The organism is Dehalococcoidales bacterium, assembly GCA_041652735.1.
Lineage (GTDB): Bacteria > Chloroflexota > Dehalococcoidia > Dehalococcoidales > RBG-16-60-22 > RBG-13-51-18.
The window spans coordinates 1-13,924 of record JBAZGT010000008.1 but is presented as its reverse complement, the minus strand read 5'-3'; the positions used below and the strand labels follow the sequence as shown (position 1 = coordinate 13,924).

Annotated in this window: 9 protein-coding genes; 4 read left to right on the top strand and 5 right to left on the bottom strand. The window is 59.1% G+C overall.

Going from position 1 to position 13,924, the window contains the following annotated elements; translation table 11 throughout:
- Positions 1-3 precede the first annotated feature (3 nt).
- From gyrB to WC370_04295, 3 genes are all read right to left on the bottom strand, one after another.
- Positions 4-2,415 carry a DNA topoisomerase (ATP-hydrolyzing) subunit B gene (gene gyrB / locus WC370_04305; GenBank protein ID MFA5308695.1) on the bottom strand — a complete coding sequence of 804 codons (2,412 nt, stop codon included), beginning with the start codon at positions 2,413-2,415 and terminating at the stop codon, positions 4-6.
- Positions 2,416-2,721: 306 nt separating this feature from the next.
- The gene (locus WC370_04300) at positions 2,722-3,069 is read right to left on the bottom strand and encodes a ferredoxin family protein (GenBank protein ID MFA5308694.1); all 348 of its coding nucleotides are present in this window, start codon (positions 3,067-3,069) and stop codon (positions 2,722-2,724) included.
- Between the two features lie 33 nt (positions 3,070-3,102).
- Complete coding sequence (locus WC370_04295) at positions 3,103-5,103, bottom strand: FAD-dependent oxidoreductase (GenBank protein MFA5308693.1); 2,001 nt, start codon at positions 5,101-5,103, stop codon at positions 3,103-3,105.
- A 492-nt stretch (positions 5,104-5,595) separates the two neighbouring features.
- On the opposite strand from WC370_04295, the gene WC370_04290 reads away from it, so the two are divergent.
- Complete coding sequence (locus WC370_04290) at positions 5,596-6,930, top strand: uroporphyrinogen decarboxylase family protein (GenBank protein ID MFA5308692.1); 1,335 nt, start codon at positions 5,596-5,598, stop codon at positions 6,928-6,930.
- 345 nt (positions 6,931-7,275) lie between these two features.
- Here WC370_04290 and WC370_04285 read toward each other — a convergent pair whose 3' ends face one another.
- Complete coding sequence (locus WC370_04285; GenBank protein ID MFA5308691.1) at positions 7,276-8,013, bottom strand: ABC transporter permease; 738 nt, start codon at positions 8,011-8,013, stop codon at positions 7,276-7,278.
- Positions 8,014-8,015: 2 nt separating this feature from the next.
- A complete protein-coding gene (locus WC370_04280; protein MFA5308690.1) occupies positions 8,016-8,966 on the bottom strand; it encodes an ABC transporter ATP-binding protein in 951 nt (316 codons plus the stop codon).
- Positions 8,967-9,154: 188 nt separating this feature from the next.
- Here WC370_04280 and WC370_04275 point away from each other — a divergent pair, with 188 nt between their 5' ends.
- Genes WC370_04275 through WC370_04265 form a run of 3 tightly spaced genes read left to right on the top strand, consistent with a single transcriptional unit; the run spans position 9,155 to position 13,749 of the window.
- Complete coding sequence (locus WC370_04275; GenBank protein MFA5308689.1) at positions 9,155-10,129, top strand: MoxR family ATPase; 975 nt, start codon at positions 9,155-9,157, stop codon at positions 10,127-10,129.
- A 40-nt stretch (positions 10,130-10,169) separates the two neighbouring features.
- Positions 10,170-11,420 carry a DUF58 domain-containing protein gene (locus WC370_04270; protein ID MFA5308688.1) on the top strand — a complete coding sequence of 417 codons (1,251 nt, stop codon included), beginning with the start codon at positions 10,170-10,172 and terminating at the stop codon, positions 11,418-11,420.
- The gene (locus WC370_04265; protein ID MFA5308687.1) at positions 11,410-13,749 is read left to right on the top strand and encodes a transglutaminase domain-containing protein; all 2,340 of its coding nucleotides are present in this window, start codon (positions 11,410-11,412) and stop codon (positions 13,747-13,749) included. The genes WC370_04270 and WC370_04265 overlap by 11 nt, the downstream gene beginning before the upstream one ends.
- Positions 13,750-13,924 lie beyond the last annotated feature (175 nt).

Sequence of the window (13,924 nt, the reverse complement as noted above, 5' to 3'; positions counted from 1 at the left end):
CGACTAAATATCCAGCCTGGCATATTTGGCGTGCGCCTGGATAAACGCTTTCCGCGGCGGCACCTCGCCCCCCATCAGCATCTGGAATGTCTCGTCCGCTTTGGCGGCGTCCAGTATGCTTACTTCCAGCAAGGTGCGGTTGGCGGGGTTCATCGTGGTCTCCCAGAGCTGCTCCGCCGTCATCTCACCCAGACCCTTATAGCGCTGGAGGGAAACACCTGATTTGTCAGATAACTTTTCCAGTATTTGAGCGAGTTTGTTCCACGGAACGTCGACACCTAGTTCTTTTTCATTCTTTTTAACGTAATATAACTTGCCCTCGACATATTGCTCAACTTTGGGATAAAGTAAATAGCATTTTTTAAGTATAGGGTCTTCTAGTAATTTCCTGTTGAGTTTTGTTTTCTCGGGAAGCTGTATGTAATATTCATTATTAGCCGGGTCATCACACATTTCATAAGGTATTTTGGATTCATGAAACCATTTAGCTACTACCGGCATTATTTCACCGTCATTTTTACTGAAATCAATTTGAACAGAATGCCCCTTTTTGATTAATATTTCTCCAATTCCCCTCGGTAATCCGGCCTTCTCGAGTAGAGACAAACCATTATCATATTCCTTTAAAGAATCGAGGAATTCAATTATTTGCTCACCCTTTAGCTTGATAGAATCGTCTTTGGAGAACACCGTGACGTTCTCAAAAGCAAGCTTGGAGTAGTACTTATTAAGCGCTTCTTCATTATATATCCACTCGCCAGTCTTCCCTTTCGTGGCACGGTACAAGGGCGGCTGCGCTATATACAGGTGCTTGGCGTTGATGAGCTTGGTCATGTGCCGGAAAAAGAACGTCAGCAGCAGCGTGCGGATATGGGAGCCGTCCACGTCGGCATCGGACATCAGGATGACTTTATGATAGCGTATTCTCTCCGTGGAGAAGTCCTCGTCGATGCCCGCCCCGATGGCGGTAATCATCGTGCGTATTTCCTCGTTGGCCAGCATCTTGTCCGGCGCGGCTTTTTCCACGTTGAGGATTTTACCGCGTAAGGGCAAAATAGCCTGGAAACGGCGGTTGCGCCCCTGCTTGGCGGAGCCTCCGGCGGAGGGGCCCTCTACCAGGAACAGCTCGCACTGGGCGGGGTCTCTCTCGGAGCAGTCGGCCAGCAGGCCGGGCAGCGTGCCGGAGTCCAGCCCGCTTTTTCTTATGATAAGGTCGCGCGCTTTGCGGGCGGCTTCCCGGGCGCGGGCGGAGGTCACGCATTTCTCGATTATTTTCTTGGCCTCGTCCGGGTGTTCCTCCATGTAGAGCGCCAGCCCTTCGTTGACGGCGCTTTCCACCTGGCTCTTGATTTCGATGTTGCCCAGCTTGCCCTTGGTCTGTCCCTCGAACTGCGGCTCGGCCAGCTTGACGCTGACGATGGCGGTCAGCCCTTCGCGTACGTCCTCGCCGGTCAGGTTGGGGTCGTCTTCCTTGATTATCTTGGCTTTGTGCGCGTAGTCGTTCAGGACGCGCGTCAGGGCGGAGCGGAAGCCGGTAAGATGGGTGCCGCCGTCGATGGTGTTGACGCAGTTGGCGAAGCTTAAGGCCGACTCGCTGAAGCCGTCGTTGTATTGCAGGGCTACCTCGATGGTAGTGGTGCCTATGGACTTGGTGACGTAAATGGGCAGCGCGTGCCTTACCACGCGGTTGCGGTTGAGGTGCCGCACGAAACTGGCCACGCCTCCCTCGAAGTAGAAGGTCTTCTCATTATCGTTGATTTCGTCGTAGATGGATATCTGCACGCCCTTGTTGAGGTAGGCCATCTCCCGCAGGCGCTCGCATATCGTCTCGAAGTCGTAAGTCGTCTCGGTGAATATCTGTTTGTCCGCCAGGAAGGTGGTGGTGGTGCCGGTGCCTTCCGCCTGGCCGATTACCGCTACCGGCGCAACCGGCACGCCGCGTTTGTATTCCTGGTGGTGTACCTTGCCGTCCCTTTTCACGTCCACGATAACCCATTCGGAAAGGGCGTTGACTACCGATGCCCCCACCCCGTGCAGGCCGCCGGAAACGGTGTAGGACTTGCCGCCGAACTTGGCGCCGGCGTGGAGCACGGTCATGACGGTCTCCAGCGCCGATACTTTGGTGGTGGGGTGGATATCCACCGGGATGCCGCGCCCGTTGTCCTCAACGCTGACCGCGCCGTCCTTTTTCAGGGTGACTACTATATGGTCGCAGCTTCCGGCCATGGCTTCGTCGATGCTGTTGTAGGCTATTTCATAAAGCAGGTGGTGCAGGCCGCGCTGGTCCGTGCTGCCGATGTACATGCCCGGGCGCCGCCTTACCGCCTCCCTGCCTCCCAGTACCTGGATGTCTTCGGCGGAGTAGGCGGCCGCTTTGGGTTTTTTCTCTTTAATCGGTTCGGTAGCTTCCGGCATCGATGTCCTCTTTCGCCTGGTGATATCTGATAAGCGCCAGAACTTATGTTCTTTTTAATTCGGGTAATACAGCCACATTTATTATAGCATTTTTCAGACACGGGGTAAAGCTGAAAGGACTGGTCGCAATAGAGAAAACCGTACTAAAGCAAGCTGTAATCCACCCCTTTTCCCCCACTGTTAACTGTTAACTACTAACTTCCAATTACTCATCCTCCCTCTCCTTGCCAGCGGGGAGAGGGATAAGAGAGAGTGGGGTAAGTCAACCTCCCTTTCCCTCCAAATTACCAACTACTTATCTCCCCCTCACTCCCCGCTCGGCGGCCGCGTATTCGGCGGCGGCGGGTTCTTCATCCCCAGCCGGAACAGCTCCCCGGTGTCCTTGCGTTTCCAGTTCACGGATATCCGCTGCTGGGTGGGGTGGAGCATGGTGATGGCGCCGGGCCGTGGGCATTCCTCGACACAGCCGCCGCAGTACCAGCACTCCTCCGGATAGACCACTATCGGCTGCTGCTTCTTTTCCGGGTTGGGCATCATCACGTCCGTGGGGCAAACATCGACGCATCTGTTGCACCCGGTGCAGAATTCCGGGTTGAACGCCACCGCCTTGTTCGGGGTGGGCGGGTTGGGTACCATATAGGCTTTATCAGACATCTTCGTATCTCCCTTAAAGAGTAAATATCCTGCTTACTTCACGCCGTGCTTCCGGTAGTTCTCCTCGTAGCTGGCGGCGTAGGGCGCTTTCAGGTGGAAGTCCAGCGCCAGCTCCCTGACCTTTACCGCGTCTTTCTCCTGGCGGATGGGCAGCAGCTTGTTCCACTCCGGCGGGTCCATCTGCGGGTAGTCGATACGGTGGAAATCGAGCACGGAGTTGGAGGCTTTCCGCGCCAGCGACGATTTTATTACCAGTTCTCCCACGGAGACGAGGGCGTGGCATTCGAGCAGCCTGCCCAGCTCATGCGGGTTGGAAGCGTAAGCGGAGGCCAGCTCGGTGGTCTTTAGCTCGTTGAGCAGCCTCAGCCCCAGGTTCAGGGTCATCTCGTTCTTGTGTTTGCCGCAGTAGTCCCGCATGATGCGGGCGACGGCGGCGTTGATTTCCTTCCAACCGTTGCCTTCTTTGGACTGCCGGGTGGCGCGGTAGGCCGCTTCGCGCTGGGCTTCGACCTGTTGTTTATCCGCCGTTGGCTCGGCGGCCGTTCTGGCGTAGGCGGCGGCGCGCTTGCCGGCGTAGCGGCCGGTGGTGTGCGATTCCCCGTGGCAGCCTCCCCCGTAGATGGTGCTCCCCGCCCCGATATACAGCCCCTCGAGGTTCGTCATCAGGTTCCAGTCGGTCAAAAAGCCCCCGCCGCTCAGGCTGCGCACTGTTGACGGCGTGTTGGGGCCGCCCGCCCAGTAGCAGGCGTTGAAATACCCCTCCACCGGCATCACCGGCGCCTGGAAGAGGTCCTTGTCCGGGTCGAACCCGGCCTTGGTCATGGTATCGTAAATGGGGATGCGGGTCTTGCCTTCGTTCCCCACCATCATCCCGAAGATGCAGCGCCGCTCTTCCGGGGACAGCCGGGTGAAATCGGCGTACAGCGGCAGCTTGAACTCGCCGTTGCGTATCCTGTCCACGATGTTCGGCGGTATGTCGTTGAGGCGGAACTCCCGGTTGGTGCGGGATATCCCAATGCCTATGCCCAGTTGGAACTGCTGTCCTTCCTGCGGGTAGAAACGGTCGTGCCAGGTCTTGAGCTCCCGCCCGAACACGTCCACCCAGGGCAGCTCTTTGCCTTCGGCGTCCACTATCGGCGTGCCGTGATAGGTGTTGCTGGCGTTGCCCATGCTGTACGGCGCGTAACCGAAGCCGATAAGCCCCCCCGGCGCGCTCCCTTCCATGCACACGAACTCCGCCCCCGCGTTCCATCCCAGCGCCTGCCCCACCCCCGCCGAGTTCATGTCCGCCATCGTGCCGGACGCCGTGGTCTCCGGGTCGAAAACGAACAATCGTCCCGCCCCGCCCGTGGCGATGACCGTGGCTTTGGCCTTGAATACGTAAAACTCGCCGGTGTGCGTGTTGACCGCAGTGGCCCCCGTCACCCTCATCCCCTGTTTCCCCGCGGCGGTCAAAAGCGCGGTGGGCATCAGCCGGTTTTGTATGTTGATATCGAGTCGCTTCGCCTCGGCGTACATCTTGGGCTTGATATTGTACGCCCAGACGCGGATGATATGCTTGTTTTTATAGTCGTACCCGAACATCAGCTTCGTCTCTTCGTCCCGGAAGTCGGCGCCCTTGAACTCGTCCTTGATGTCCCGTATCTGGACGCCCATCTTTTCCACTTCCAGCAGGGTGTCCCAGCTTTCTTTGGTAATGATGTAGCGCACGTGCCCGCCCGTCCAGCCCAGCATGCTATCGTAGCAGGCGTCCGTGTACATCTGCGGCGTGACCTTGGAGCAGGGGTTGGTCACCGCGCCGTGCCAGTGGTCTACGCCCGCCCCGCCCGACCCGCTCCGCTTGGCATGTCCCCTCTCCAGCACCGCCACTTTAGCGCCCGTCTTGGCGGCGTTGATGGCGGCCTGCAGCCCCGCCACCCCTCCCCCTATCACCAGCACGTCCGCCGTGATTTCATTCACCTTGCCGTAGTTCACCGGGTAAGGCCATTCCGGCACTTTACCCGTCTGCTGCACGTATTCATGCCAGGTGCTCATAATCTGTCCTCCTGCGGTTATTTATATGGGAAAATATTTTGCGTTCGACCCGTTCCCCCGGAATGTAGTCTTTTTGAGGGTTTCTTGTCAAATAAATTCAGGGTATCGCCTTTTAAGGTTTACTCACTTTTCAGGGGTATCGGCGTCCCCCTTTGAAAAAGTCCCGATTCACCCTGTTCATGCGGGATTCCGTATGAGGAACGAATCGGAAGGGCATAAGAGGGGGATTTTAGTCACCCCCTTTCCCCCTGACCTGCCCCCATTCAAATTACCAACTACAAATTGCCAGCTGCTTATCGCTCCCTCTCTGCCGGCGGAGAGGGAACCGGAGGGTAAGGTCCCGTCTTTTTCCTTCCCCAATCCCTCCCCCCGCTGTAAACTATTAACTATAAACTGTGAACTCTCCCTTTCCCCTCCGTTTGACACCCCTTCTCCCCGCCCTCTATAATGCCCCTGATACCTGTAATACCCCCGCAGCAGGAGTTCGGAAAAATGGATAAGCAGCCGCCCGCCTTGACCCCGGAAGAAAAACGCCAGCAGAGGTTTGACCGCTGGCTCAACCCGCCGCACGTTAAGTTCCACAGCGCCGCGGCGGAAAAAGCCTATAAAGAGCGCGTCACCCGCTTTATCAAGGTCATCAGGCTGGAGGAGCCGGACCGCGTCCCGGTGATGCTCCCGGCGGGCTCTTTCCCGCTATATAACGCCGGCATGACCCTCAAAGACGCCATGTATGATAACCGCCGCGCCACTGAGGCCTACCGCCGCTTCTTTCAGGAATATGAATCGGACACCTTTTCCGGCGGTATGACGCCCTCCGGCCGTTCGCTGGAGATTGCGCAGGGACTGACGATGAAGTGGCCCGGCCACGGCCTGCCGGACGACGCCTGGATGCAGCAGTTCGTGGAAGGGGAGTACATGAAGGCGGACGAGTACGACTATTTTATCAGCGATTTGTCGGATTTCTGTTTCCGCCGCTATCTGCCCCGCACTATCGGCGCGCTGGCGCCGCTGGCTAAATTCCAGCCTTTGTCCCACCTGCTCGGCTTTTCCACCAATTTCCTGGCCCCGGCCGCCCTGCCGGAGGTGCGGGATATGTACCAGGCCATTATCGACTATGGGAAAGAGACGGCGGATTGGAGCAGACCGGCGATGGAGTTCAGCCGGGAGGCCCTGGCCGCGGGCTATCCGGCCCTGGCCGGCGGCATGAGCCATGCCCCGTTCGATATCCTCGGCGACACCCTGCGGGGCACGAAGGGCATCGTCATGGATATGTACCGCCAACCGGAGAAGGTCCTCGCCGCTATGGAAAAGCTGGTGCCGGTCCTGATTGACACCGGCGTGGCGGCGGCCGATGCTTCCGGCGGGGTGATGGTCATGTTCCCCCTGCACAAAGGCGACGACACCTTTATGTCCGATGAGCAGTACCGGACCTTCTATTGGCCCGCCTTCCGGAAGGTAATCCTGGGCATTATCGAGGCGGGGCTGGTGCCCTACCTCTTCGCGGAAGGGAAGTACACTAACCGGCTCAGCATTATCCGGGACCTGCCCCCCGGCAAGGTGGTCTGGCTTTTCGACCAGACGGACATGTTCCAGGCTAAGGAAATACTGGGCGGCAGGGCCTGCATCGCCGGGAACGTCCCCGCCTCCCTGCTCATGACCAGCACCGCCGCGGCGGTCAAGGAATACTGCCGCAAGCTTATTGAGGTCTGCGGTAAAGGCGGCGGCTTTATCCTCACCGGCGGCGCCTCTATAGACAAAGGCAAAGGGGAAAACCTCAAAGCCATGTGGCAGGCTGGACAGGAATACGGAGTCTATAAAAAGATGTAGGGGCGGGTTCCCAACCCGTCCCCCCTTATCCCCCCGCTCATGGTGAGCCCGCCTGCCCTTCATAGCTTCAGCGTAGGAGGGTCGAACCATACCCTTCCCGTCTCCCACTTTGAAAAAGGGGGATTTTCCTTATCCCCTCCGTCATTCCCGCTCATCCTGAGCCTGTCGAAGGAGAAAACGGGAATCCAGCGTACATCCCCCAACTACTCCTCTCTCCTCCCTATTCCCTAATCTCTAATCCCTAAACTTAACATAAAACAACAAGCAAATCCCTGAAGCTGCTTACGTACGGAAAATCCAGCAACAATCAAAAAAACAATTGGTGGAAAATGCCCCGCTAGCTCTCTACTGCCTCCGCCTCACCAGCAGCCCGGTGATGACGAACCCGGCCACGCACCACGCCCCGGTAATGGCGAACGCCCTCGCCATGTTTATCGGCAGGTCGGTCAGCGTGCCGCGCATCAGGTCGGCCATGTACTGGATGGGCAGTACCTGGTGCACCGCCTGCAGCCAGCCGGGCAGCCTTTCCGCCGGGAAGCTCACCGGGGAGAACAGCATCACCACGAAGATGAGTATCTGGGTAATCACGTTCACCATCATCGGCTTGGGCACGGCGAAAGCCATGGAATATCCCACGAAGGTGCCGCACATGGATATCAGCAGTACCGCGGGAATGATGAGCGGGCTGATATTCAGGCCGAAATCGAAGCGCATTGCCCCGAGCGCCACCGCCAGGGCGATGCCCGGCAGCGTGCTGCCGAACATGTTGGTGGCATCCGCCGCGATGTGCGCCATGCGGGGCACCGGCAGCGACCATATATAGTCGAAGTTCCCCTCGGTGCGCCCCTGGGCGATTATCTGGGGCACCATTACCATGCCCACCGTGAGCAGTATTATCGTCGGGGCGCCGGTGGTCACGTACTTGGCGATTTCCGGCGTGATTTCCGGGTAGAAAAAGCTGATGCCGTAGATGAAGCCGGCGGCAATCCCTATCTGCACCGCCAGGTTAAGGGACAGCCAGGGCCGGTTGCTTAAAAAGACCCACTTCAGCATCAGTCCGTAGCTTCTAATCCATCTCGTCATCGTCAGGCTTCCTTCCCGTGGCGGTCGTTGCCGTTAGGATTTTTTACCAGCCTCACGTAAACATCTTCCAGGGTGGCCGGACCGAGTGAAAACTCCTCGATGTCCCCGCTCTCCTTGAGGCCGCGCGCCCAGGCTATGGCCGCCGGGATATCCTCCGGCTGCACCTGTCCCAGTACGCGCCGGTTGATGACCAGCGGTTGCTTTAAGTATTCCGGCAGGGACGGCTCCGCGGCTTTGGGCTCCAGCGTCAGTTCCAGCCGCATGGCGTCCCCCTCGCTCTCTTTCAGGCTGCCCGGCGTGCCCATCCCCTTGATGACCCCCTGGTCCACTATCGCCAGGCGGTCCACCACCCGCTCCGCCTCCAGGATGTTATGGGTGACCAGCAGCACCGCGGCGCCCTGTTTGGCCAGCTCCTGCACTTCCTGCCAGATAGCCCGCCGCCGCAGCGGGTCGACATCGTTGGTCGGCTCGTCCAGGATAACGATTCTCCCCGGCACCACCGCCGCCATGCAGAAGGCCACCAGGCGGCGCACGCCGCCGGATATCGTCAGCCCCAGCGTTTTCTGCCACTCGCCCAGCTCCAGCTTCTCGATAAGCTCCAGGGCGCGTTGGTGGACATCCGCTTTCTTGCCGCCCCTTATCCGCCCCACCAGTTCGATTGCCTGTAATGCCGCCAGCCCGGAAATAGGCGCCTGTACCTGCGCCTGGAAGGAGCAGGCCTGCCGCGCGTAATCGGGATTGGCTATCACGTCCACCCCGGAGATGGTGATGGTGCCAGAGGTAGGCACCGCCAGCCCGATAATCTGGTTGACCAGGGTGGTCTTGCCCGCCCCGTTCGGGCCTAAAAGCCCGAAGACCTCGCCCTCGCTCACGGCCAGGCTGATGTTGTCATTGGCCTTGACCCTGTTCTTGCCTTTGTAGATTTTGGTAAGGTTTTTTATTTCCAGCAGCATTTTCGTCTCGCTTGTCCGCTATTGATATCTAACTTTACCGCCGCCCGCCCCCGGGCGACAATATACGCCGGGCTAGTACCCGCCTGGCCGTTTGGGGGGTTTGTTGACGCATTTTTCTTGTGATATACTCCAGTCAGGGGAGTGTGTAACCGGAGTCTTGCCTCTACCCCCCGGATGAAGGGGCAGCAGTGGACGCTAGTATTGATGGAGCCAGGCACCTTGCCGAAAAAATCGTTCGGAACGTAGAGAAGGTCATGATCGGCAAGACGGAAGCGGTGCGGCTGGCGGTGATAGCCCTGGTCAGTCAGGGGCATTTGCTTATTGAAGATGCCCCCGGCGTCGGTAAGACCATGCTCGCCCGCAGTCTGGCCAGGTCCATCAACTGCACCTTCAAGCGCATCCAGTTCACCCCGGACATGCTGCCCGGCGATATTACCGGCGTCACGGTTTTTAACCAGAAAGTCGGTGATTTCGAATACCACCCCGGGCCTATCGTCGCTCAGGTCGTCCTGGCGGACGAAATCAACCGCGCCACCCCCAAGGTGCAGTCCGCCCTGCTGGAAGCTATGGAAGAGCGCCAGATTTCCGTGGACGGCGTCACCCATAAATTGCCCTCCCCTTTTCACGTCCTCGCCACCCAGAACCCCCTGGAGTACGAGGGCACTTTCCCCCTGCCGGAAGGCCAGCTGGACCGGTTTCTGCTGCGCATCAACATCGGCTATCCGTCACCGGCGGAAGAGGTGGCTATTATAGAAAACCAGCAGCTCGTGCATCCTATCGAGCAAATCGGGCACGTGGTTGACGCGGCTGATGTTTTGCTGCTCCAGGACACGGTCAAGAAAATCTACGTGGACGGTCTGGTCAAGCAGTACATCGTGACGCTGGTGGAAGCCACCCGCCATCACCCATCCATCTACCTCGGCGCTTCGCCGCGCGGCTCGCTGGCGCTTTTCCGCTCCGCCCAGGCCAGGGCGCTTTTGTCCGGTCGCGATTACGTCCTCCCGGATGATATCAAAGCCCTCGCCGTGCCCGCTCTGGCCCACCGCGCCCTCCTCTCCTCTACGGGACAATCGCAGGGGGCGGACAGCCGCGCCTTTATCAACGAGATTCTTGAGACTATCCCCGTGCCCGGCGCCCTCCCCGACCGCAAGAAAGCTGCGTAAATATAAAGTAACCTTCAACTGGTCCGCGGGATGCAAAGATATGAAAATTCGCTGGTTCCTTATCGTTGTATTGTTGCTCTCCTTCTTCCTCATGCTGGCCTTCGGCTACACTATGCTTTGGCGACTCTTTATTTTCCTGGTCGTCGTGCTTTTCCTGAGCTATTTTTGGCTGCGCCTTAACGCCCGCAACATTGACGGCCGGGTGGAAAACATGCCTAAGTACTGCCGGGTAGGGGAGCAGTTCGAGGAAGAGTTGACCTTCGTCAACCGGGGCCGCATACCCATCGCGTCTATTGAGGCGTGGCAGGACACGGATATGCCGGGCGGGCAGGGTATGGCGGAATTTCACCTGGCGGCGCGGGGGTTATACACCTGGCGCATTAAGGTGTCCTGCACCCGGCGCGGGGAATATACCCTGGGGAACATTGACGCCCGCGTCCGCGACCCCCTCGGGTTTTTCTCTATCAATCAGTACTTCGGGTTGGGGCAGTATATCATCGTTTTCCCGGATACGGTGGAGGTGCCTTATTTCCAGGCGCTGCCGCACCATGAGCCGGGGGCCAACCCGCGCCGCTGGTTTGCCGCCCAGACCAGCCCCAACGCCTCCCGGGTGCGCGAGTACGCCAGCGGCGATAGCCTGCGCTATATCCACTGGCCGACCACGGCCCATACCGGCAGCCTCATGGTCAAGGAGTTCGACCCCGACCGCACCAATTACGTCTATAAAGACATCTGGATTATCCTGGACATGGCCCGGTCCGCCCAGTTCGGAGAGGGCGCCGAGTCCACCACCGAGTACGCCGTGACCATCGCCGCCTCGCTGGCCAAGAAATACCTGGAGAGCGGCAAAAAGGTGGGGCTTTTAGCCTCCGGCGACCGCTCTTATCTCTATCTGCCGGATACCGGCGAGGAGCAAATGGAGAACGTGATGCGCGCTCTGGCCCTGGTCAAGCCCGGCGGCGAGGTGCCGGTGGACGCCTTGCTCACTGCCCAGGAAGAGCGTTTTGATAGCGGTTCCGCCGTTATTGTCATTACCGCGTCCGATATTAAGAGAATGGGGACGCCGCTGCGCCGCATCGTCAAGCGCGGCACCACCGTTACCGCCATCCTCCTCGATGCCGCCAGCTTCGGCGGCAAGGTGAGCGCGGTGGAAAATGCCCGCGGTTTGGTCACCGGCGGCGTGCACGCCTATATCGTCCGGCGCGGTGCTGATATTTCCCGGGCGCTGGACAGCCGTTTCATCGCTTCGCCGCTACAAAGCACGGGGGTTAAAGACCACAGTGAAAGATAACTTGAGAAAACCGGCCGCCCGGCCGGACCGGCTGAAGAAAGCGTTAACGCCGGAGGCGCCCCCCGCCCCTGTTCCCCGGGAAGGTAACTGGCGCACCTGGCTGAACATCGCCCTGCTTTTCCTGACGCTGGAGGTGGCGGTCTTTTCCGTCGAGCGGGCGCAGTGGCTGACGCCCCAGCCGGCTTTCACGCTGGTCCTTTTCCTGGCCATGCTGTTCGTCTGGCTGCTGGTTTTTGCCAGGGCTGCCGGTTGGCTCATCCATATCCTTGCGCCGGTCGTCGGCGTCCTGGTGGCTGTCTGGCAGGCGCTGAATTGTTTGCCCGGCGCGCACAGTTTCCATCACCTGTTTACTGTTTTAAAGTCCTGGTGGCAGCCGTCCGCCGCCCTGCTCCCGGGAGAGGAAAACGTCGTCTTCGCTCTGGTCATTGCCTTGCTGGTCTGGCTTATCGGCTATCTGGGTATATGGTTCCTTCTGCGCCGGCATAACGCCTGGGTGGCCGTAACTCTGGGTGCGGTGGTCATCATCGTCAATTTAAGCAACCTTTCCGCCGTCAATTACTACTATTTCCCGGCTTTCTTCGTGGCGGCCGTTTTACTGGTTATCCAGACGCGCATCGCCGGGCAATTCGTTAAGTCCGGGCGCGGCTCCGGCTATACCGCTAAAAGCCTGCTGTACCTGGTCGTTCCGCTGGTCTGCATCGTCGTCCTGGCGTCTTCGCTGGCCTGGCTTACGCCGCAGGCGCGGGCTTCCGGACTGCAAAACCTGATGTCCTCCGCCCTCGGCTGGAAACAGGATATGAGGGAGTCCCGTCTCAATATCTTCAACGCCGTGCCCGCCAAGCAGGCTTTCAGTACCTCCAGCCTGTTAACCGAGCTGACTTTTGAGAAGGGATGGAACCAGGGCAACATTATCCATTTCATCGTGCATTCCAACCGGCCCTCTTACTGGCCGATGGATATCTATGATACTTATACCTCTACCGGATGGGTTAACAGCCCCACCACCGGGCAGCCCCTGGACGCTAAAGTGCCCCGGGAGAATACCGCTTCCGTTAGCCAGGAGGACTTGATGCGGTACGAGGTTACCATGAACATCAGCGGCGATGTGGTGCTCGTAGCCGGCAACCTTGTTTCTTCCGATTCTCCGGTGGTGCTGCACGAGGCCGCCGGTAATGAGGTGATGGAGGTTACCACCCAGCGTATCCTGGGCATCGGTGAAAGCTATTCCGTGCAGTCGGTGCTGGTCAATCCCACCGCCGACCAGCTTTCCGGCGCCGGGGATGATTACCCCGGGTATATCAGGGATTATTACCTCCAGCTGCCGCCGGACTATTCAGAAGCGGTCAGGCTTTTGAGTGAAAATATCACCGCCGGCGCGGCGACGCCCTATGCTAAAGTGCTGGCTGTCGTCGATTATCTTGCCGGTTTCCCCTACGAAGCGATTATCGACGCCCCGCCGGAGGGAACGGACGGCGTTTCCTACTTCCTGTTCACGGAAAAACGCGGATTTTGTCTCTATTTCGCCTCGGCGATGGCGGTAATGCTCCGCACTATAGATGTCCCCGCCCGCCTGGTGGTGGGTTATCTGCCCGGTGAGCCCGGCGATGAAAGGGGCACCTACATCCTGCGGGACTGGCATTATCACGCCTGGGCGCAGGTCTATTTCCCCGGCTACGGCTGGGTAAACTTTGAGGCTACGCCCGGCGGCGGCGGCGGCAGCGGGAGCCAGATATCCGTCGAGACCCCGCTGGTGTCCATCCCCGCTATCCGGGAGCTGCCGCAGTGGAATGCCTGGAATTACCTTGCCCCCCCGCCCGAAAATATCCCCGCCCCCCCGCCGCCGGCTGCCCCGGCGCAGGCGGAGTCCCGTCATTCCTGGGGGGTGCTGCCCTTCGCGGATGAACTGGGGCGCGCTTTAGCCGTTATCGTCCTCGTCATTATCGGCGCGGCGGTGGTCATCGCCTTGCTCCTTTTGTCCCGGCGCGCCTTTTTCCGCCGGTTGTGGTATGTGGAGCGCCGGTCCCTGGCTTATCACACCTATGCCAAGCTCTGCCGCCTGGCCGCCATGGCCGGGATATACCCCCGCCCCCAGCAGACCCCCCTGGAGTTCGCCGCCGCCCTGCAGCAGGCGCTGCCGGAAGAAGCGGACGCTATCGACGGCCTGGTCCGGGCTTACCAGGAAAACCGCTACGGCCGCCGGGAGGGGAAACCGGGGCTTTATGAAGAAGCGCTGCTGCTCAAGTCCCGCCACCTCGTCTATGATAAACTGCTGCGGCTGACCGGCAAGCGGAGCTGGAGATTCAAACTGTTTTCCCCGGGGGCGGAGTAGGGGATAGTTTCATAGTGTCCAGGACATTCAACAGTGGCTTTTACCCTTGTTTTGACCTTTCCCCCGTAAATAATGCCATTGGCTCTTAGAGTTCTCTGCTAGAATATAGCGAACGGGAGGACTCGAAATGCAGCGCAAGAAGTACACTGAAGAGCAGATTATCCAGGTGCTAAAA